This window comes from Stieleria sp. JC731 (assembly GCF_020966635.1).
Taxonomy (GTDB): domain Bacteria; phylum Planctomycetota; class Planctomycetia; order Pirellulales; family Pirellulaceae; genus Stieleria.
Map to the genome: position 1 here is coordinate 79,808 of NZ_JAJKFQ010000002.1, position 19,667 is coordinate 99,474.

At 54.0% G+C, this 19,667-nt stretch carries 16 protein-coding genes and 1 riboswitch; of the genes, 12 read left to right on the forward strand and 4 right to left on the reverse strand.

Translation table 11 applies throughout. The features are described 5' to 3' along the window. Positions 1-84: 84 nt before the first annotated feature. Entirely contained in the window at positions 85-1,410 is a 1,326-nt protein-coding gene (locus LOC67_RS06165) for a S1C family serine protease (RefSeq protein ID WP_230261657.1), read from the reverse strand. 152 nt (positions 1,411-1,562) lie between these two features. On the opposite strand from LOC67_RS06165, the gene LOC67_RS06170 reads away from it, so the two are divergent. Both LOC67_RS06170 and LOC67_RS06175 read left to right on the forward strand, forming a co-directional pair. After that, on the forward strand, positions 1,563-2,852 hold the full coding sequence (locus LOC67_RS06170) for a thymidine phosphorylase (protein ID WP_230261658.1): 1,290 nt from the start codon (positions 1,563-1,565) through the stop codon (positions 2,850-2,852). Between the two features lie 72 nt (positions 2,853-2,924). Next, positions 2,925-3,338, forward strand: a complete 414-nt coding sequence (locus LOC67_RS06175) for a cytidine deaminase (protein ID WP_230261659.1) — start codon at positions 2,925-2,927, stop codon at positions 3,336-3,338. Between the two features lie 31 nt (positions 3,339-3,369). Here LOC67_RS06175 and LOC67_RS06180 read toward each other — a convergent pair whose 3' ends face one another. Continuing rightward, a complete protein-coding gene (locus LOC67_RS06180) occupies positions 3,370-4,035 on the reverse strand; it encodes an FHA domain-containing protein (protein ID WP_230261660.1) in 666 nt (221 codons plus the stop codon). A gap of 278 nt (positions 4,036-4,313) precedes the next feature. Then, positions 4,314-5,570 (reverse strand): class I SAM-dependent rRNA methyltransferase, encoded by a 1,257-nt coding sequence (locus LOC67_RS06185; RefSeq protein ID WP_230261661.1) that lies wholly within the window; start codon positions 5,568-5,570, stop codon positions 4,314-4,316. Between the two features lie 161 nt (positions 5,571-5,731). On the opposite strand from LOC67_RS06185, the gene LOC67_RS06190 reads away from it, so the two are divergent. Continuing rightward, a complete protein-coding gene (locus LOC67_RS06190; protein ID WP_149494794.1) occupies positions 5,732-6,010 on the forward strand; it encodes a ferredoxin family protein in 279 nt (92 codons plus the stop codon). Between the two features lie 317 nt (positions 6,011-6,327). Here the strand turns inward: LOC67_RS06190 and LOC67_RS06195 are convergent, their stop codons facing one another. Further along, entirely contained in the window at positions 6,328-6,933 is a 606-nt protein-coding gene (locus tag LOC67_RS06195; protein ID WP_230261662.1) for an HNH endonuclease, read from the reverse strand. A 643-nt stretch (positions 6,934-7,576) separates the two neighbouring features. Between LOC67_RS06195 and LOC67_RS06200 the strand changes: the two genes are divergently transcribed. The 9 genes from LOC67_RS06200 (at position 7,577) to LOC67_RS06240 (ending at position 19,615) form a co-directional block, all read left to right on the forward strand. Next, positions 7,577-9,469 carry a DUF3488 domain-containing protein gene (locus tag LOC67_RS06200; protein ID WP_230261663.1) on the forward strand — a complete coding sequence of 631 codons (1,893 nt, stop codon included), beginning with the start codon at positions 7,577-7,579 and terminating at the stop codon, positions 9,467-9,469. Positions 9,470-9,606: 137 nt separating this feature from the next. After that, the gene (gene gltX, locus LOC67_RS06205) at positions 9,607-11,157 is read left to right on the forward strand and encodes a glutamate--tRNA ligase (RefSeq protein WP_230261664.1); all 1,551 of its coding nucleotides are present in this window, start codon (positions 9,607-9,609) and stop codon (positions 11,155-11,157) included. Between the two features lie 149 nt (positions 11,158-11,306). Continuing rightward, on the forward strand, positions 11,307-12,683 hold the full coding sequence (locus tag LOC67_RS06210) for a cytochrome c (RefSeq protein WP_230261665.1): 1,377 nt from the start codon (positions 11,307-11,309) through the stop codon (positions 12,681-12,683). A 445-nt stretch (positions 12,684-13,128) separates the two neighbouring features. Then, positions 13,129-14,835 (forward strand): glutamine--tRNA ligase/YqeY domain fusion protein, encoded by a 1,707-nt coding sequence (locus LOC67_RS06215; RefSeq protein WP_230261666.1) that lies wholly within the window; start codon positions 13,129-13,131, stop codon positions 14,833-14,835. 121 nt (positions 14,836-14,956) lie between these two features. Then, positions 14,957-16,672, forward strand: coding sequence for a dockerin type I domain-containing protein (locus LOC67_RS06220; RefSeq protein WP_230261667.1), 1,716 nt, complete (start codon positions 14,957-14,959; stop codon positions 16,670-16,672). An 18-nt stretch (positions 16,673-16,690) separates the two neighbouring features. Next, a complete protein-coding gene (locus tag LOC67_RS06225; RefSeq protein ID WP_230261668.1) occupies positions 16,691-17,842 on the forward strand; it encodes an aminotransferase class I/II-fold pyridoxal phosphate-dependent enzyme in 1,152 nt (383 codons plus the stop codon). A gap of 279 nt (positions 17,843-18,121) precedes the next feature. After that, a riboswitch (cyclic di-GMP riboswitch) is annotated at positions 18,122-18,203 on the forward strand. 67 nt (positions 18,204-18,270) lie between these two features. Continuing rightward, positions 18,271-18,708, forward strand: coding sequence for a PleD family two-component system response regulator (locus LOC67_RS06230; protein WP_230261669.1), 438 nt, complete (start codon positions 18,271-18,273; stop codon positions 18,706-18,708). Positions 18,709-18,790: 82 nt separating this feature from the next. Then, a complete protein-coding gene (locus LOC67_RS06235) occupies positions 18,791-19,015 on the forward strand; it encodes a hypothetical protein (protein ID WP_230261670.1) in 225 nt (74 codons plus the stop codon). A 90-nt stretch (positions 19,016-19,105) separates the two neighbouring features. Next, positions 19,106-19,615 (forward strand): chemotaxis protein CheW, encoded by a 510-nt coding sequence (locus tag LOC67_RS06240; protein ID WP_230261671.1) that lies wholly within the window; start codon positions 19,106-19,108, stop codon positions 19,613-19,615. Positions 19,616-19,667 lie beyond the last annotated feature (52 nt).

A 19,667-nucleotide genomic window follows, 5' to 3' on the forward strand; every position in this document is an offset into this window, starting at 1 on the left:
CTTCCTTCTCAGCAGAACGCGGTGCGTCGCGTTTCACTCGCCTAACCCACCATCCATTGATCCACACGCATTACTTTACCAGTTTCACTTTACTCCCGTCGGGTCATCGACGGTCGCCAATTGGACGTTAAGTTCGACAAGTTTTCCGTTTCGCCGTACCACGATTGGGTGATCGGAGCCAATTTTCTGACGTTCGATTGCCCGCTGGAGGGCTGTCGAATCTCGAACCTGCTCACCGGCGAACTCCACAATCACGTCCAGACGCTCGATTCCGGCCTTTTCCGCGACCGAGTCTTTGATCACTTGATAGACCAAAATCCCCGAATACGGGGGCAAATCGAACTGCTTGGCGATCCTCGGCTTCAAGTCCACCAATGTCGTTCCGATGGCGGCTCGCCGAACCTCACCATGCTTATCAAGTTCATCAGCGATCCAAATCGCTTGATTGATCGGGACCGCAAACCCGACGCCTTGGTAATAGCCCGTTCGGGTCGCGATCGCGGTACTGATCCCGATCATCCGACCGTTGAGGTCAATCAAAGCGCCACCGGAATTGCCAGGATTAATGGCCGCATCGGTCTGAAGCATGTTGCTACGCGGAATCCGTTCGATATGCCGGTCTTTGCCGCTGATGATTCCCGCGCTGACAGTTGCTTGCAATTTGAAGGGGCTACCGATCGCTAATACCCAGTCGCCGATTTCCAAACTATCCGAGTCACCGACCTCGATCGGTTGCAGCAGTTCGTTCTTTTTGATGCGAACGATTCCGATGTCGCTGTCAGGATCACCTCGAAAAACTTCGGCGTCGAACCATGTCTCGTCGGGCATCTGAACGACGATCCGCGATGCATCCTTGATAACGTGGTTATTGGTCACGATCAGGCCATCGGCAGAAAGGACAACGCCGGACCCCAGTCCGGTCAGCTTGTCCGGGTTGGGCGGCAAGTCGCTCGATGGTGGTGGCACAGTGGGGATCTCGTGATGTTCCAGCAGTGGCAGCGGCGGTTCGTCGGACTCTTCTTCGGAATCTTCGGCTGCGTCTTTGGCTTCACCCTGACCATAGGCGAACAGTACGACGACCGAACCGGTAGCACGTTTGGCAGCCATGCGAAACGCAAGCGAAAGCGCCCGAGGTCCTGCCTGAACCGCGGCAATCAAGTCGGCATCCGTTGTCGACTCGGCCAAAGGCCTCACCGAATCGGCAGAAGCGGTTCCGCTATCTGCATCAGCATCTCGCACGCGCTCGCCAACATCGGCGGGTTCAGAGGCCACTCCGCCAGATTCGTCTTTGGGAGTCTCGGCAGCGATGACTCTGCCTCCCAAAATGGCTGGATCGGAAAGGCAAAGCCCCAGCAACGTGCTGACAAGCCAGGAAAACACGAGCGCCGTCAAAATTCGCGATAGCTGCATAGTTCAATCCATTTCGGTCGAGACGATCGGTCATTCACAGTCCACACCTTTGTGGGGCGTGGCACGGAACGGACCGTCGTTGAATAATTTGTCACGTTTACCAACGTTTGACGATTTGCACTATAACCTTCCCAACAACCCCAGTCATCCGAATGCTCGCTGCCAACTTGTTGGTCAAGAAACGCGAAGGGCAGGAACTTTCTGACAGCGAAATCCGCTTTTTGATTGACGGATTTTGCGACGGATCTGTCACGGACTATCAAATGTCGGCATTTGCCATGGCGGTCTGCCTGAAAGGCATGACGGCTTCGGAGACCGAATGCTTTACCAAGGCGATGCTGGAAAGTGGCGATGTGATGCGCCGGGAAGCGTCCGGAGACACACCGCGAGTTGACAAGCACAGCACCGGCGGACTCGGTGACAAAGTCTCCATTATCTTAGCGCCACTGCTTGCCGCCTGTGGTGCTCACGTCCCAATGATCAGCGGGCGCGGACTCGGATTGACCGGCGGAACGCTTGATAAGCTGGAATCGATTCCTGGATTTCGAACCGATTTGGATGCCGACGCTTGCGATCGAGCTTTGCAGTCGGTCGGTACTTTTATCGTTAGCGCAAGTGAAAAGATCGCTCCGGCCGATAGAAAACTTTACGCGCTTCGCGACGTGACCGGCACGGTCGAATCGATCCCTCTGATCACCGCTAGCATCCTCAGTAAGAAACTGGCAGCCAGCCTGGATGCGTTAGTGATGGATGTCAAAGTCGGATCGGGAGCGTTCATGACCGAACTGGATCAAGCCAAAGCACTGGCCGAATCGATCAAGCGGGTCGGAACCTCTTGTGGTTTACCAACATCGGTTTTGATTTCCGATATGGACCAGCCGTTGGGCGAGGCCGTCGGCAACGCGATCGAGATCAATGAGTCTGTCGCGATCTTGGAAGGATTGCAACGCGACAATCCGCGTGTCGAACGAGTTCGCGAATTGACCATTTTGCTATGTGCAGAACTGTTGCTGGCGACCAAGCTTGCAACCGATACCGACGACGCCCGAACGAAACTGGAAAACGCGCTCGACAGCGGCCAAGCGATGAATCGATTTTTAGAAATGGTTCATCAACAAGGCGGCACATGGAACCAGCCATTGCCGCTTGCCGACAAGCTTTCGATCGAAGCGACGGAAGCAGGCTGGGTCGGAAACATCGATAGTCGAACCGTTGGCCTGACGGTGGTGGAACTCGGTGGCGGTCGGCGACGAGTCGGCGAGGTGATCGACCCGGCAGTCGGAATTTCGATGCATGTTCAAATCGGTGACCAAGTCAGCCGTGGGCAGCCACTGATGGACCTTCATTGCCCGAAAGAATTACACGCTGACTTTGCCGATCGACTGCGCGACACGATCAGCATTGCGGATCACAAGATCGCCTTTCGCTCATTAACAATGTAGGCACAGCGTTTCACCGCGGAAATCTTGCTCCTTGATGCACCGAATTGATTCACAGTCCGAGATTGAATCCGAATGATTGAACTGAAGCCAAAAGATATCGAACGTCTCGTCAAAGCTGCGATCGAGGCACGTGACCAAGCGTACGCTCCGCACAGTCATTTCTATGTCGGTGCCGCACTTTGGATCCCAAACGGTGAAATCGTTCACGGCTGCAACGTTGAAAACGCAAGTTACTCGCTTTGCATCTGTGCCGAACGGGTCGCTGCCTCAACCGCCGTGATGAAGGGCTTTCGCGAATTTCATGCGATCGCGATTGCGAGTGTAGGAGGGGTCAGCCCCTGTGGAGCCTGCCGGCAATTTCTAGCCGAGTTCGGAATGGACTTGCAGGTAATCATGGCGGACGTGTTAACCGGAGCTCGCCAAATTCGACAGTTGTCACAACTGCTGCCGGATGCGTTTGACGCGACAAATCTGCCCAAGAACTAGAGGGCAAATGGGAAAGCCAAAATCGCGAGGTCTAGACTTCGCCGTCCCAATCGGGATCAGAGATCTTGCGATGCATCTCGCCAAGCCGTGCTTGAACGCCAAGCAGTCTTTGCCAAGCACTTAGCTTTAGGGAAACACTTTGGCTGTTCTCGTCGATCTTCGCCGTTTCAACCAAGCGGCAGATGCGATGCTGCAGGAAGTCAAGAATTTCGCACAGCTGGGCTCGCTGCCCGGGGCTAAGATTATCTGGAATCGAGGGGACATCACGCAGGGAAGCGACGTCCAATTGGAAAGGCGACTTTTCCTGGCTCAGATCCAAAGCGACGGAGCTTTCCGAAGATGACATCTCGCGAGCCATCGTAGGACTGTCGCTACCGAGGGCGGCGAGTCTCGCAGCGATTTCTTCTTCGGAACCGACAAGCATCAAACTTCGTCCGACCGAAATCAAGTCACCGCTACGGAGGATCTTCAACGGGTACTCAACTCCGTTGACCTTTGTCCCATTGGTGCTGTCCAAATCGGTCAGCACCAACCGGTCGTTGTCACGCTGAATCTTGAAATGGCATCGGCTAACGCGTTCATCGTTCAGCTGAATGTCGTTGATCTCCTCGCGCCCCACCGTGAACGGCGGGACGAGATTATCAAAGACTTTCCCTCGGTCAGCGCCGTGGAGAACTTTTAGTGTCACACCCGACATGGGTCGTTTCCGCAACGAGTAGATGAGTAGTGCTTGGCGCTCAGGGCAACTTTGGCAGACGGTGATTAAGTAGACGGCGACTTAGAAACAACGACCTGTAAACAGCGACCTGATCGGGCATCGACATCCAATTCGAATTTATCTACCAGGCCAACAATATATCCGGATGTGCGCGCGATGTCTCGCACTTTATCGTGGTCTAATCGGGGGGATCGCATGGGTAGTCGATTACCGGATCGGAAAACGATTGGGCCGAACAAACAGTTGCCTCAGTTGGATTACATCGCCTGAGCAATGATGCATTTCAAGTATTCACTCTCGGGACACGATGCCGCAATCGGGTGGTCCGCCGGCGCGCCTCGATTTTCGAGAATGATAATGTCACGTCGCTTCTTTCGGCCCACTTCGGTCAACATCGCTGCAAATTCGGACCGGGCAACCCGTCCGCTACAACTGCACGTGACCAAAATCCCGCCGGGCGTGATTAGGTCCAATGCCATCATGTTTAAACGTCGGTAGGCCCTCAGTGCCTGATCGACCTGTTTTCGCGAACCGGCAAACCGCGGCGGGTCCAAAATGACAGCGTCGAAAGTCTCGCCTTTTTCATGAAGCTGCTTCAGTGCATCGAAGCAATCTTCACGAATAAATGACATTTGATCCCGTACCCCATTTCGTTCCGCGGCCGCTTCCGCAGACGCGATCGCGTGAGCACTTGAGTCCACGCCGACAACACTTGCGGCGCCAGACTTCGCCGCAACGAGACCGAAACCGCCGGTGTAGCAACACACATCTAACACGCGTTTTCCGGCTAAGTATCGCGCAGCGGCCGCATGGTTTTTTCTTTGATCGAGATATCCGCCAGTTTTTTGGCCGCCAATCAGATCGACAACTAAGTCCAAGTCATTCTCGCGATAGGCCACCCCGTCGGGTGGAATCACTTGGTCGAACTGGCATGTTCCGGCATCAGCTTCGATGCCTTCGTGCTTTGCGGTCTTCTCGTCGATGCGGACAACGATTCTTTGACAACCCGTCGCCTGACGCAGATGGTCCAGAATTACATCGCGAAACCGGAGCAGTGCTCCTGCAGTAAATTGAACTCCCAGCGTATCGGCGTAGCGATCAACAATCAGACCGCTTAGCAGATCCGATTCGCTGAAAACAAGTCGCTCAGCACCTTGAGGATCTGTCGGGCTAACCAATTTGCGTCGTGCTATCGCAGCATCGATTCGATCTCTCCAAAACTGATCGCCGATTTGCTCACGCCGATCAAAGCTATACAGCCGCACGCGCAGACGGCTCGCTGGATTGATCAGACCTTGAGCGAGAAAATTTCCGTCGATGTCAACCAGTTCGACAACATCGCCTCGCTTCAGAGTCTTGCCGCTTTCGGTTCGGTCTCCTGAACCGATCAATGCGTGCGCCTGGACCCAAGGGTGACGTGCTAAAAACGGAAACTGACGCCCTGGCTTGATTCGGATTTGTCCCGCAACTTGGGTGGCAGGTTGTGTCGGTGATGCTTCCGACTCCGAGTTCATAGACCGTTCAGCTGACGGGGCATCATTAGTTGAATTGGGGGATTGGTTTGACATTTCCTATTACGGACGGCTCTTTGGGGTGCAGTCAATCGCTTGTCAGGTCGATATATTGGGCGAAGAGGTGACTTTGGATAGGTTCCCATAATGAAAGGTTTTTGAACATGACTCACGTTGTCGCCGAACCCTGCTCAGGCTGCAAATACACCGATTGTGTCGTCGTCTGCCCCGTTGAATGTTTTTACGAGGGCGACCAAATGGTTTATATCCACCCAGAAGAATGCATCGATTGCGAAGCATGCGTGCCTGAGTGCCCCGTCGAGGCGATTTTCCACGAAGATAACGTCCCAGACGAGTGGAAGAGCTACATCGAGCTGAACGCCGAAAAATCAGAAGAGTGCGAAGTCATCACCGAGAAGAAAGAGCCTTTGGCGGACGATTGATCCCCTCGCTCATCTCAGTCACCACGCACCTCTTCGGCCGGCAAGCTGGCAACGATTATCGACCTGTTGATTTTCAGGTTTGATTACTCACAAAGTCTCCTTCTACTCCATAATACCAGCGGGAAAGAACGCTGGCCGCACGGCGTGAAGGACGACAATAGAAAAACAAAAGGCCTCGCCAATTGATTTTGGCGAGGCCTTTTTCTTTTGATCGTTGCGACCGGTGCATACGTTGCCTCCCCGCATGAAACATGCTCGCCAAGATGACGTATTCACGCCTCCTTGCTCATATGATCGCAGACTGGCGATTGCCGCGCCTAACCCGCAGCGGGTAGGAATGTTTTCCAACAGTGGTACCGCGGGTCATCAACCGAATGGGTCACCAAAGGATTGAAGCGTGGCTTGATCGGCTTTGTCATCAGCTTCATGCCGGCTTCTTTCGGCGTCCGTCCACCTTTCCGAGAATTGCACCGCAGACAACATGCGACGATGTTTTCCCAGGTCGTAGGACCACCTTGGCTCCGCGGAACGACGTGGTCCAAACTGAGCTTGTGGGTCGGGAAGTCCTTGCCGCAATACTGGCAGGTGTGCTCGTCACGTGCGAACAGATTCTTTCGGTTGAAACGCACCGTCTGCATGGGCATCCGGTCAAAGCGGGTCAACCGAGCAATTCGCGGAACTTGCAGTTCAAAGCCGACGGCTTGAATGAACTCGTCCGCCGGTTGCTTCTCAAGTGAATTCAACTGGCTCATTTCACACCAGCTTTCGAAATCGTAGCTAATGAACTGGCCAGCTTCGTGACTGATCACCTCGGCACATTCGCGATACAGCAGCGTCAATGCGCGTCGGACATCAACCACGCGGATCGCCATGTAGAAGCGGTTTAAGATTAGAACGTGACTGTCCAGCAAACTCTGACTCATCTCAGCAAAATCCTTGCAGAAACTTGACCAGCACGCACTTGCCAGTCGGGCCAACGAATTGGTGAAAAGGAACATGCAAACCGCACAAATGTGGACCTGCTGACCTCCCGAGGTCCTTGACATTCTAGTCGAGAGTGTCAATGCGATGGGGGGCCAATTGCGGCGCAGATCGCGTTACTCATTCGACTTTCACAGTTTTTTTGCGATTCGTTATGGCCCAACAGACACCCCCATTGCCCCAAAGGGTTCACCGAAAACAGCCTCGACTTGATAGACACTCTCACAATCCATCATCGAACAAAGGTCAAGTGACCGGCGTTGGTGGTGGTTTTCCCAATTTGCCAAGCTGTGCTTCGCCCGCGTAGCACTGGACTTATCCGGGCGGCACTGGACTTACCCACGAAGCAGACAATCACTGTTGCCCGCTGCTGTCTTGCCCGCTTCTCAGTTGACCCTGCGGGGCTGAATTTCATAGTGTCAAAGGTCCGCAGGCGCGAAATGGACTTCGCCCGGGCTGGCTTCCACCCGCTTCGCCACACGCCAACAACGGCGCATGAGGCACTTCGGATGTAATGCTGTCGAAACAAAGACAGAGAGAGCCGAGCAACGCGGATCAGTTCCTTCGCCAGCAAAACAACAATCCATGCCAGCGATCCGACGATATAGCGAACGCCGGCGACGTGTGCTTTATCAAGCTCATGTCGCTGCGGAATCGCCCGCCGGGACGTCGCGACTTGCGGCCGAACTTCGCGAAGCCCGCGAACCGGCCAGCCAGTTCGGCTCCCGAGTCAATCTCCACCTTCGAGGCCGATGGTTTTCGCTCGTTCCGGTCTCGCTTCGCGCTATGATTGTGGTCGCGTTCACGTTGATCGTCACAGCGATCAGTCTCGCATGCGCCCATCATTTCGCGGTGACGTGGCCCTCACTGATCGCACAACAGGACCTTGCCAGACCACTTCGCCTCGACCGTCCAGACAGCTTTGGTGCGTGGTGGCTGACGATGAACTGGATGCTCTGCGCGGGAGCTTCCTACTTGATCTACGGTTTGCGTTTACACCGCCGCGACGACTATCGCGGACACTATCAGCTATGGCGTTTGACAACGATTGTGTTGCTCGTCGCCTGCATCCACAGCGTCGTTGGTTTGGTCGGTTGGTTAGGTGCCTTTCTGGATCTGGCGCTCGGTGATCGAGCTGTCCTTTCCGGAGGCCGGTGGCTGAGAATCCTATTGGATGTCGGCGGAATCATTCTGTTCATGCGATTGATTCACGAGGTCTATCGCTGCCGCCCCGCATTGGTCTTCCTATTGCTTTCGGCCGCTTGCTTTTCGCTTATGGAAGCAGCCGCATGGAATATCTTTGTTGTCAATTCTTTGTCGCGATCGACGATTGTGTTGTCAGCGCCGTTCATCGGATGTTCGATGTTGACGCTGGCATTCACGACATACCTACGACTGTTGTTTCGACAGGTTCGGAACATTGCCGATGGCCCAAGCCTGCGAGAACGCATTGACCAATGGAAATCGCAACGCAAAGCGCTCAACGCTCCGATCGAATCGAATTTCTTTGCCGATGCCGATGACATCCGTCCTGCGGCGGCAGATTTGCAAGTCCGACAAAGACCTGCCAACCCAGCACCAACAAAGGTTGCAGAAGACGATCAAAACGACGAAGAATCGTACAAGGCTGACGATTCGAGCGATGCGACTCTTGAGCCAAAGAAAAAGACCGAACGCCGTCGCTTATTCGATCGTTTCAAACGCAAACCAAAACAGGCAGCCGAGCAATCGCCCAGCGATGTTGACTCTGTAGCAACTCAAAGTGATGAGTCCTCCGATGATGAGGACGTATCCAGCGCTCAGAAACGCAAATGGTTCCGGCTGCCGAGTCGAGCGAAGAAAGCAGACGCAGCGGATCTAGAATCGGCGGAAGATTCTAGCAGCGATTCGAAGACCAAAACTGCTGCAAAAGCCAGCGAGCCGACGGAAGAACAAGACAACGATCAGAAGCCCAAACGCAAAGGCTGGTTCTCCCTCCGTTTGAAGCCGCCGAAGGAAAACAGCGGCGATGACGACGAGCAGGCCAAATCGCAACAAGCGACCGAAGCCACACCCGATAGCACTGCTGACGCCGCGACGGATGAAGAACCGTCTGAACCCAAACTAAGTTTCTTTGCGAAGTTAAAGGCGAAACTGCCAGCAAAGAAACCCAAGACCGAATCAGACTCCGACGACGATGATGACAGCAGCGATGCTTCCGCGCGTCGCTCCAGCGGCAATGGAACAACCTCAAAAACCAAAGCCGGACAATCGTCACGCCATGGTTCCGACAGCGATGCCGCAGGCTCGCGGTCCAACCACAGCAATCAAGCTACCCCAACACCACGACGCGAACATTCGTCCGCAGGAGAAACTAATTCGGCCGACGATGATGACAATGATTACGTCGACGAAGATGACATCGACTGGGACTCGATGAGCAAAGCGGAACGTCGCCGGATGCGAAAGAAACTGCGACGCGGAGGGCGTGCCGCGTAAACTTTCGTCACTTGTTGGGCCTTCGTGTTTTTGCCGGTGGCTGATATTTTGTTGCGGAACAGCCAGCTCTGTAATTTCAGCTGGCCGCTACGGATTTCAGCAGGCACCGGAACCTGATCCCCAATACATCGACCGAAATGATACGCACTCGCTTTGCTCCCAGCCCCACCGGTTATCTACACATTGGCGGCGTACGAACCGCCCTCTTCAACTGGTTGTTGGCTCGACAGTCCGGCGGACAGTTCATCCTGCGGATTGACGATACCGACGCAGGTCGAAATGTAAACGAAGCACTACAGCCGATCCTCGACGGATTTCGCTGGTTAGGAATCGATTGGGACGAAGGCCCCGAAGTCGGCGGACCACATGGCCCCTATTATCAATCTCAGCGAGTCGATTTGCACAAAGCGGCAGTGGTCAAACTGCTGCAATCGGGTCATGCCTATCGCGATTACGCGCTTCCTGAAGAAATGCAGGCCGAGCGTGATGCGGCTGCCAAGCGAGGTGAACGTTACTTCTACGATCGGCAATGGATGGCCGAAGACGACGAAGCGGCTGCCAAATATGAAGCCGAAGGCCGACAGGCAGTCATTCGGCTCAAGATGCCTCGTGAAGGCAACTGCGTGATTGAAGACCTCGTTCGCGGTACGGTCACGGTCGCTTGGGAAACCGAACAAGATCATGTGATCGCTCGCGCCGACGGCAGCCCGCTGTACCACTTGGCAAGCGTGATCGATGACCATGAATTTGGGATCACCCATGTCGTCCGAGCCGAGGAACACCTGCCAAACACACCGCGGCAGATCTTCATCCTGGAAGCACTCGGATATGAGCGCCCCGCATTTGCTCACCTGCCCTACGTTGCCGAACCCGGCGGCACGGCAAAGCTGAGCAAACGCAAACTTGCCAAGTACCTCAAAAATAAAGACTTCGCGGACCTGCTCGCCCACGGCCAGAAAATTGCCGAGCGATGCAAGTTGGAAACCAGCGAGGATACGTTCAACCCCGTCATCGTTGACTTCTATCGTGACATTGGATTTTCAGCAGAATCGCTGTTGAACTATCTGGTGTTGCTTGGTTGGTCGCTGGATGGTGAACGCGAAAAATTCACCATCAAAGAAATGGTCGAACATTTCTCATTGGGACGGGTCACCAAGTCACCGGCCTCGTTCGACCCGCAAAAGCTGATGGCGTTCCAAGCGGATCATTTCGCTGACCTGCCTCACGAAACTCGGTTGGCTTCGGTCGCCCCATTCGCAATCGCGGCTGGACTAGTCGAATCCGGTGACGATGAAACGCTTTCTCAAGTTGTCGCAGCAGCGGGGGACCGTCTGAAGGTTGCCGGCGATATCATCGATTTTGACTACTTTTTTTCCGACGACCTTCAGTACGACGAAAAAGCCTTTCAAAAGCGGATCGCCAAACCAGACGACGCCTGTGATTTGCTGCATGGGTTTCGCGAAGTCGTTCTGAGGGCTGACAAATTCGACCCCGAAGCTTGCGAAACTCTGCTGAAAGGCTATTGCGAGCAAAAGGAAATCAAGATCGGTCAGATCATCCACGCCGTGAGGGTCGCCGCTACCGGATCGGCCGTCGGATTTGGAATGTTTGACACGCTCGCCATTCTCGGTCCTCAAACCGTGGCGGATCGCATCGAAAAGGCGGTCAAAAATGCCGCAGATTCTTGATTCACGCGGCAAAATCGTGCAGCCTTTAAATTAGTCCCACCTAGCATTGCCATCGCATCGACGTGGCAGCGGAGGATTGTTGCTGCTGGAGGCGAATTTGCTCCAGACCGCACACCCTCACGCGTTCACAATTCTCGCCGAAAGATCCCATGCGAAAAATCTTCTCCGTCCTAACTTTCGCTGCTATCCCCGCCGTCGCGTTTGTCGGCGGATGTAATCGCGGCACCGAAAATTATAAGGCTGAATTCGAGCCTAATTTGGTGCACGCGATGAAGTATCAGATCAAGAACGAAGTCTCGATGGACCAAGCGCTTGCCGATACCACGTGGATCATCAACGGCATGTTTGGCACCCCGGACGAACCCAAGATGCCAGAGGTGCTTAGCGGAGAGGATTTCGAAGACCTCGTCGATATGGAACGCCTCAAAAAGGCGGCTGGCCCAATCGCCGACGGCAGTGGTCTCTACCGAAAGCATTGCGTTAGCTGCCATGGGGTCACGGGGAACGGTCGTGGTGAAAACTCCGCCATCCTTGATCCCTACCCACGCGACTATCGCATGGGACTATTCAAGTGGAAATCAACCAAGCGTGGCGCCAAGCCGACCCGTGATGACCTAGTTCATGTGATCGGTGATGGGATCGATGGCACCGCGATGAAGAAAATCCCTGAACTATCCGAAGAGGATGTCGAAGCACTCGTCGACTATGTCATTTATCTGTCGATCCGCGGCGAAGTTGAACGCACGATCATCGACGAAGCTGTATTCGAGCTTGATTTCGAAGTCGACCGTATTCTCGATACCGAATTTGCCGAACGCATGAAAACCGAAGGCGAATCGATTCGAAAGCAGGTCGAAGCTTGGGAGGAAGATGGCGAAGACGAGGAATCACCGGTGGCAAAGCTGGCTGAAAAGCTTGAGTACTACGAAGATTCGATCGGCTTGGCAGACGAACTTGCCGAGGACATCGCAGGTTCGTGGCTAGACGCCGAAGATGACTTTGTCGAAGTCCCCGATCCACCAGAAGACGTTCCCGTACCTGACTCCTACGAAGAGTTCGTGCAGATGCAATCCGGTGACGAAGCCGAAGCATTGACCGCGTCGGTGGAACGCGGCAAAGCCGTCTTCACCGGAAAAATTGCCGGCTGCAATAAATGCCACGGCAACTCGGGCAAAGGGGATGGCCAAAACAAAGACTACGACGACTGGACCAAAGATTGGACCTCGCGAGTTGGCTTGAAACCAGAGGACCTGGAAACCTTGATCCCGCTGATGGCACGGGGCGCGATGCCGCCGAAAAATGCTTTGCCGCGGAACTTCACCGAAGGCGTATTCCGTGGCGGTAGCTCGCGAGAAGACCTATACCGTCGGATCACACAAGGTATTGAAGGGTCACCGATGCCGGCGGCCAGCACCTTCGTTCCTGGCGAATACGAAAAAGTCGACATCTGGCACCTGATCAACTTCATTCGGTCGCTTCAAGAATCTTCCGATCAGCCTGCTGCCGAGATGCAGGCGGCTAAATAGCAAAAGCGTCGATTCTGGGGTGCTTTCAAATGATCGCACCCGGTTGGCTCAGCGGCACTCGTCCTTGGAACCCACATCACAAGTTCCAGTCTCGACAAAAGAGACAAATGTACGGGTGCCTTTTCATCTCACTTGTGCTCAACCCACCATCGGCGAACTCCGCCACGATCGGTAAACTCTTGTACCGGAATCATTTCGATTCCCCCCTCGCGATGCCTTTGCTGGTCATCTGTGGTCAGATCGCGGGCCCCTCGTCATCCTGACGTTGCTTTTATGGGGGAATTGTTGTTTGATCCGCAATGAGCGAACCTGTTTTGCCAAGTGGTGCGTCCATCATTTCGACGACCGACACACCACAACCAGTTGGTAGACGTGACCCCGGATACATTCCTGGCTTACTAGCAGGCGCCCGCTCCAGCCCAAACCACTCGGATTCATCAACGCCATGAATGACACGACACGCCAGAGCGATTCAGCATCCAGCCGCCCCAACAAACACTTTATCGAACAAGCGATTGACGCGGATCTGGCAGCCGGAAAGGCGTCCGGCGTCTTCACCCGGTTTCCACCGGAGCCCAATGGCTACCTTCACATTGGCCATGCAAAAAGCATCTGCTTAAATTTTGGGTTGGCGAAAAACTACTCTGGCACATGCAACTTGCGTTTTGACGATACCAACCCGTCAAAGGAAGAAACCGAATACGTCGACTCGATCATGGCTGACGTCCAGTGGCTGGGATTCCAGTGGGACTCGCTTCACTACGCCAGCGACTACTTCGAACAGCTTTATCAATGGGCCGAAAAGCTAATTGCGGACGGCAAGGCCTATGTTTGTGACTTAAACGCAGAAGAGACCCGTCAATATCGCGGATCGCTAACGGAGCCTGGCAAAAACAGTCCTCACCGCGATCGAACGCCAGAAGAAAACCTCGATCTGTTCCGCCGCATGAAGGCTGGCGAATTCCCTGATGGTAGCCGGACGCTACGGGCAAAGATCGACATGGCATCGCCCAATTTGAATCTTCGGGATCCGGTCATGTACCGGATCATGCATGCCCACCATCATCGCACCGGCGACAAGTGGTGCATCTATCCGATGTACGACTGGGCACACGGGCAAAGTGACTCGATCGAAGGAATCACGTTTTCGATTTGCACGTTGGAATTCGAAAACCATCGACCGCTCTACGATTGGTATTGCGATGCTCTGGAAATCCACCACCCACGACAAATGGAGTTCGCCCGTTTGAACATGACCTACACCGTCATGAGCAAACGTAAGCTGCTGCAACTGGTCAAAGAAAACCATGTCACCGGCTGGGATGATCCGCGAATGCCAACGATCAGCGGATTGCGTCGTCGCGGATACACTCCCGAATCGATCCGCAACTTCGCGATCGATGTCGGTGTTGCCAAATTCAACAGCACCATTGATGTCATCCGGCTTGAGAACGCCGTTCGTGAACACCTCAATCGTGTCGCTCCGCGACGGATGGTCGTTTTCAATCCGATCAAATTGACGATCACCAACTGGCCAGAAGGCAAAGTCGAAATGATGGATGTCGGCAACAACCCAGAAGACGAATCAGCAGGCACACGCCAAGTCCCATTCACGGGCAGCCTCCTGATCGGGGACGATGACTTCCGCGAAGAAGCCCCTCGAAAATTCTTCCGTTTAAAGAAAGGCGGTTCGGTTCGGCTCCGCGGTGGCTACATCATCGATTGCCAAGATGTCGTGAAAGACAGCGACGGCAACATCACAGAAGTCCTTTGCACCTACGACCCTGAAACCAAATCGGGTGAAGACAACTCTGGCCGGAAGGTCAAAGGCACGATCCATTGGGTTAGTGCTGATGAAGCCGTCGAAGTCGAAGTCCGTAATTACGACCGATTGTTTGCGGTCGAAAACCCTGACCAAGCGGACGAAGGCAAGACATTCCTCGACAACATGAATCCAAACTCGCTGGAAGTCGTTAAGGGATATGCGGAGCCTGAAATCAATTCAGCCGAAGTCGAAGAGCACTTCCAATTCGAACGACTGGGGTACTACGTGGTCGATCGTGATTCCACATCCGAGAAACTTGTCTTTAACCGAATCGTTCCCCTGCGTGATAGCTGGGGCAAGATGGTTGCGACCGGCAAAGCCAACTAGCCAGTGGGCTGTCTGATTGGCCTATGCCAGCGGAAACTTCGCGACGATGTCCTCGTGATTGTTTTCAGACATCCAGATTTCTTTTGTTGCTTTGTCCGTTGATTTAACAGGGACGACAAACATGCCCAGAAACGTTCGCTCGACGAGTCAACGGTTTGAGCGTCTTGAGCACCGTCATTTGATGGCGGCTGCTCCCATGGAAATCTATGCCATGGAAATCGTCAATCTGATGCGTCAAGATCCGCCTGCCTTTGCGGATGTTCTCGATCAGATGCGATCGAATCAAGCCGGGGAAGGACATGGCTTTGCCAACACCGACCCGGTTTGGCAAGACTTGCGTGAGGCGATCGAAATCGGATTCATGCCCTCAAATGTTCCAGCGGCTCTCGAATTGCTCCGGGGCACCGATCCTTTGCCACCGCTGACTTGGGAAGATTCACTTTATGCCGAGTCCAGCAACCACAACAACTGGATGCAGACGACCTGCTTTGCTCACAGCACTCCTGAAAATTCAAGCGCGTCAGGCTGTTTGGGACAATTGCCAGGGCTGACTTACAACCCGTCTCGCGCGGCAAGCCAACCAGATTACATCGGAGACAGCACACTCGGGGAATGGAGCAGCGGCGCATTTAACGAGAACATTGGCTACCAATCGGGGCCAACAATGCCACACACTCGCGATGCGTATCAAGTCGGTTCGGATGACCACCGTCAAAGGCAAGCTTACTATGACATTGTCAGTTTCGTATTGGAATTCAATTCGGGATCGCTAGGGCACCTGGAAGCTCTGCTTCATCCTCGGCGTGACGCGATCGGAATCGCGTATGCAACGCTTGACGGGTTCAGCATCTTCTCATCCGATACGAACTTCTTGGCAACACACACATTGTCAAGGAATGCGAGTGTCGGTGCGTACCTGACAGGCATCGCCTACGACGATACCGATAACAATGGCTTGTTTGATCTAGGCGAGCAGTCCAGCGGTTGCATTTCGGTGACGCCGGTCAACAGTTCAACCACCACACAGTACTGCAGCTCTGACGACGAAGTCGGCCTACTGTCGCAGTTCCTTCCCGTCGGAGACTACTGGATCGACGGTGGCGTCACGCGAAAACTGATTCAGCTGGTGTACCAATCCCAGAATCAAAACATTGATGTCAGCGCGATGCTGAAACAAGAATCACTTTTTGACGTGGGGTATGCTGCAGTTCAACCGGAGTTGGTCTCCGGCACACACACAATTCCAGCCGGAACAGGCTATGTCACAATGATGATTGTCGCTGAAACCGACGCGACGATCCAAATTGAATACGACGCGGGACTGAACGACCAAGTTTGGATCACGACACCAGATCGAATCGAAGTCGGATCACGAGACGGGAATCAAGTTAACGCAACACTTGAAGCCGGCGCGCAGTACGTCGTCATAGCGGGTTCTATAGACCAAGCTAGCCAGCTACATATCACGACAACAGGAAGTGTCAATTCGCAACTGACCAATCTATTTGACTCCGCTGATGTCGACCAATCGGGCACCGCGACGCCGATTGATGCCCTCGTCGTGATCAATCAGCTTGCGATCCAGTTCGGATCCGATCTCCCGCTGACATCGCGTTACTATTTAGATACCAATGGCGACGGGGTCTTAACGCCCCGCGACGCTTTGTTCGTCTTGAACGCGATCGCGATCCGTCAAAGCGAAAGCACCAGCAGCATCCAAGTTGCCGAATCAGAAATGGATTCGTCTCAGTCGATTCAGTCGTTTTCCGCTACAAACAAATCTACTCGCGAGCAAATGATCGATCATTGGATGACCGATCTTGGCACGCTGTTTTAAGCAGGCGTCTATAAATCGATGACTCGTCATGACTGGCAAGACTTTCAAGAACCGCTGTCTCAGTTGCAAAGCCAGTCGCGTTTCCGAAAGCTGGTGCCGCGTACTTCCGACGGAGTTTTGATTCAGCAACCCGATGGTCGTCGCCTGATCAACTTTGGATCGAATGACTATCTTGGGCTAGCGATGGAAAATCGAGGCCAGCAGCGATCAGAAACTTGTAGCGGTGCGGGTGCGAGTGCACTGGTCTGCGGCTGGACTCGGCAGCACGAACAACTGGCCGCCAATCTTGCAGCATTTGAACAGACGGAAAGCGCTGTCCTGTTTCCAAGTGGCTTTGCAGCGTGCAGCGGCACGATCGCGACGCTTTGCCGCGAAGGCGATCTGATCCTGAGTGACCGTCTAAATCATGCGTCATTGATTGACGGTTGTCGCTTGAGTCGCGCAGAATGCTTGGTCTATCCACATCGTGACGTCGACTTTATTGCAACGACTTTGCAGCAAAAGCGTTCACAATACAAACGTGTTTGGATCGTAAGCGAAGCGGTCTTCAGTATGGATGGCCATGTGGCTCCACTAATTGACTTGGTCGATGTTGCCGAACGATTCGAAGCCACCATGATCGTCGATGAAGCTCATGGAACAGGTGTGTTGGGCGAACACCTTTCGGGAGCCTGTGAAGAGTTTGATGTGAAAGACCGGATAGCGATACGCCTCGGCACGCTTAGCAAAGCAATTGGCAGCCAGGGAGGTTTCGTTGTCGGCCCCAAGATCATTTCAGACTATTTAGTCAATCATTGCCGGCCACTGATCTTCAGCACCGCGCTGTCTCCACTAGCGGTCGATGCGGCGGCCCATTTTTTTAGAATCCGAGACGAGTTGAAATCGCGCAGGTCCATCGTCTGTCAGCATTCCCAGCGACTCAGAGCCGCCTTGGGACGAACCAGCGATCCGATTGAAACCAAGGTCCCGATCGTCCCTATCGTTGTCGGCTCAGACTCCGATGCCATGCAGCTTTCGGATTTGCTTCTCCAGCAAGGCTTCTACGTCCCTGCCATCCGTCCGCCAACCGTCCCTGAGGGAACCTCGCGACTTCGCGTTTCCTTGTCCGCGGCTCATCAGTCAGAAATGTTGGACCGACTGATCAACGTTTTGAAGTCCAGAATCTCATAATTTCGTGTGCCTCAGACGCGTATTTCGGTTGCTTCTGAAGCGGCAGACCATCTCCCAACGTCGGCCCCGAAAAGCCCTAATCACTTCGTCCACCAGCAGTTACGCCTCTCCTTCGCAATGGCCATGGGCTACCGGGTGGATTTTGTAGACCTGTTTTGTTGGTTTCGCTTGACTATTGGTGTCAGTGACCAACCCTTCACCAGAGTGCCCCGGGCTGCGCGACGAGAATGCGCAAGCGCCTCGGGGATACTCAGTGAGTAATCCGGCGGTGTCCGGGGCTCGCGATAAAGGCAAGCCGACCGCGAGGTCGTGCACGCAAAGTGACGGATCTCTCGAAACGGGAGATGGCCGCGCCACCGAACGAAATCCCCCACGCACAGTGTCGGCGCATGGATCACCATGGGCACGCCGATACCGGAGTCTTATCCATGACCGCTACGCAACCGTCGGCCAATGCGCCCGACCGGTCCACCGCTAGCCCACAAGAAACGCACACGGTTCTTGTCGCCGACGACAGCATGACCGTGCTTCGTTTGATCGATCGCACTTTGCGTGAAGCGGGCTATCGAGTGCTGCTAGCCGAGGACGGTCGCCAAGCCGTTTCTTGTGCATTAACCGAGCACCCAGATCTGGTTGTCTTGGACATCAACATGCCCGAGTTAGATGGGTATGGGGTCTGTCACGAATTGTTGGCCAACCCGACATGGGAAAGCCGCACTCCAGTGATCTTCCTGACCAGTGCCGAAGAACCTCACCTATCCGTTTTAGGTGAAGAACTCGGCGCCTTTTTGTCCAAACCAACAGAACCTGAATTGCTGCTGAAGACAGTCGCCACATTGATCAGCCAAAGAGCAAACGCCCGTTAAAGCGGTAGTTGCTCCCTCGTTGAACTCTGATGTGCGATGTCGCGATGCGCCACAAGCGACGGTAATGCAAATGAACAACCCAATGGCTACCAACCCTATGGCATCCGGCTCCCAAGGCAAAAATTCACACGAGGATTTCGAGTTAACCATCGAAACCTTGGACGCCTGGGAACAGGAACTTGATCAGTTTTCGTCTCAAATTCTGCGACGAATCAACGAACTTACAGGACAACCGACAGACAACATCACGGCAGAGGCATCCGACGCCCTCCGGGCTTTGCAAGGACTTCGTGGCCGCACGCAATAACGTGCTCAAACGTGTGTTCGCTTAACCGGAGCGACGATCCCGTGACAACAAACGAAATAGTCTGAATAAAAAAACATGATGGATAGCTCAATGACCAATCGATCTCGCATCGAGAACCTTAGCGATAAACACTGCATGTTTCGTTGTGGTGATGCGATTTTTGCATTGCCCGCGACGACAGTTCGCGAAGTCACCATCATGCCGAACATCGTCCCGGTTCCTCTTAGCCATCCGTCACTGTTCGGGATCGGAAACTTGCGAAGTGAGTTTTTACCGGTGATCGACCTGGAGCCCATCGTTGGGGATCAGGCGAGACGACAGAACCATACCGGCCAGTTAATTATCGTTGAAAACCCACTCGGTGATTGGGCTATCGCTATCGACAAAGTGATCGCAATCGACGGAATCGAAACACACATCGACGCCGCTCAACGTAACGACAACTCCGCAAACTTCATGCTCGGCACCGCGACTTATCAAAGCAAAGTCATCAGCGTCTTGGACGTTCATGGACTGCAACGTATCGCCCAGCAAACCTTGGAAAACCAATGGTCGCGTACCGATTCACCCTGGTCCGTCGCCCATTCGATCGCGACCTAAACGATTCAAAACTGAAACCGAATTCAATTACGACAGATTCTTCCGCGCACAA

What these genes read in the sequence shown, in the direction of transcription:
- LOC67_RS06165 (WP_230261657.1), bottom strand. Translation starts at nt 1,410, where the DNA reads ATGCAGCTATCGCGAATTTTGACGGCGCTCGTGTTTTCCTGGCTTGTC.
- LOC67_RS06170 (WP_230261658.1), top strand. Translation starts at nt 1,563, where the DNA reads ATGCTCGCTGCCAACTTGTTGGTCAAGAAACGCGAAGGGCAGGAACTT.
- LOC67_RS06175 (WP_230261659.1), top strand. Translation starts at nt 2,925, where the DNA reads ATGATTGAACTGAAGCCAAAAGATATCGAACGTCTCGTCAAAGCTGCG.
- LOC67_RS06180 (WP_230261660.1), bottom strand. Translation starts at nt 4,035, where the DNA reads ATGTCGGGTGTGACACTAAAAGTTCTCCACGGCGCTGACCGAGGGAAA.
- LOC67_RS06185 (WP_230261661.1), bottom strand. Translation starts at nt 5,570, where the DNA reads ATGAACTCGGAGTCGGAAGCATCACCGACACAACCTGCCACCCAAGTT.
- LOC67_RS06190 (WP_149494794.1), top strand. Translation starts at nt 5,732, where the DNA reads ATGACTCACGTTGTCGCCGAACCCTGCTCAGGCTGCAAATACACCGAT.
- LOC67_RS06195 (WP_230261662.1), bottom strand. Translation starts at nt 6,933, where the DNA reads ATGAGTCAGAGTTTGCTGGACAGTCACGTTCTAATCTTAAACCGCTTC.
- LOC67_RS06200 (WP_230261663.1), top strand. Translation starts at nt 7,577, where the DNA reads ATGCCAGCGATCCGACGATATAGCGAACGCCGGCGACGTGTGCTTTAT.
- gltX (WP_230261664.1), top strand. Translation starts at nt 9,607, where the DNA reads ATGATACGCACTCGCTTTGCTCCCAGCCCCACCGGTTATCTACACATT.
- LOC67_RS06210 (WP_230261665.1), top strand. Translation starts at nt 11,307, where the DNA reads ATGCGAAAAATCTTCTCCGTCCTAACTTTCGCTGCTATCCCCGCCGTC.
- LOC67_RS06215 (WP_230261666.1), top strand. Translation starts at nt 13,129, where the DNA reads ATGAATGACACGACACGCCAGAGCGATTCAGCATCCAGCCGCCCCAAC.
- LOC67_RS06220 (WP_230261667.1), top strand. Translation starts at nt 14,957, where the DNA reads ATGCCCAGAAACGTTCGCTCGACGAGTCAACGGTTTGAGCGTCTTGAG.
- LOC67_RS06225 (WP_230261668.1), top strand. Translation starts at nt 16,691, where the DNA reads ATGACTCGTCATGACTGGCAAGACTTTCAAGAACCGCTGTCTCAGTTG.
- LOC67_RS06230 (WP_230261669.1), top strand. Translation starts at nt 18,271, where the DNA reads ATGACCGCTACGCAACCGTCGGCCAATGCGCCCGACCGGTCCACCGCT.
- LOC67_RS06235 (WP_230261670.1), top strand. Translation starts at nt 18,791, where the DNA reads ATGGCTACCAACCCTATGGCATCCGGCTCCCAAGGCAAAAATTCACAC.
- LOC67_RS06240 (WP_230261671.1), top strand. Translation starts at nt 19,106, where the DNA reads ATGACCAATCGATCTCGCATCGAGAACCTTAGCGATAAACACTGCATG.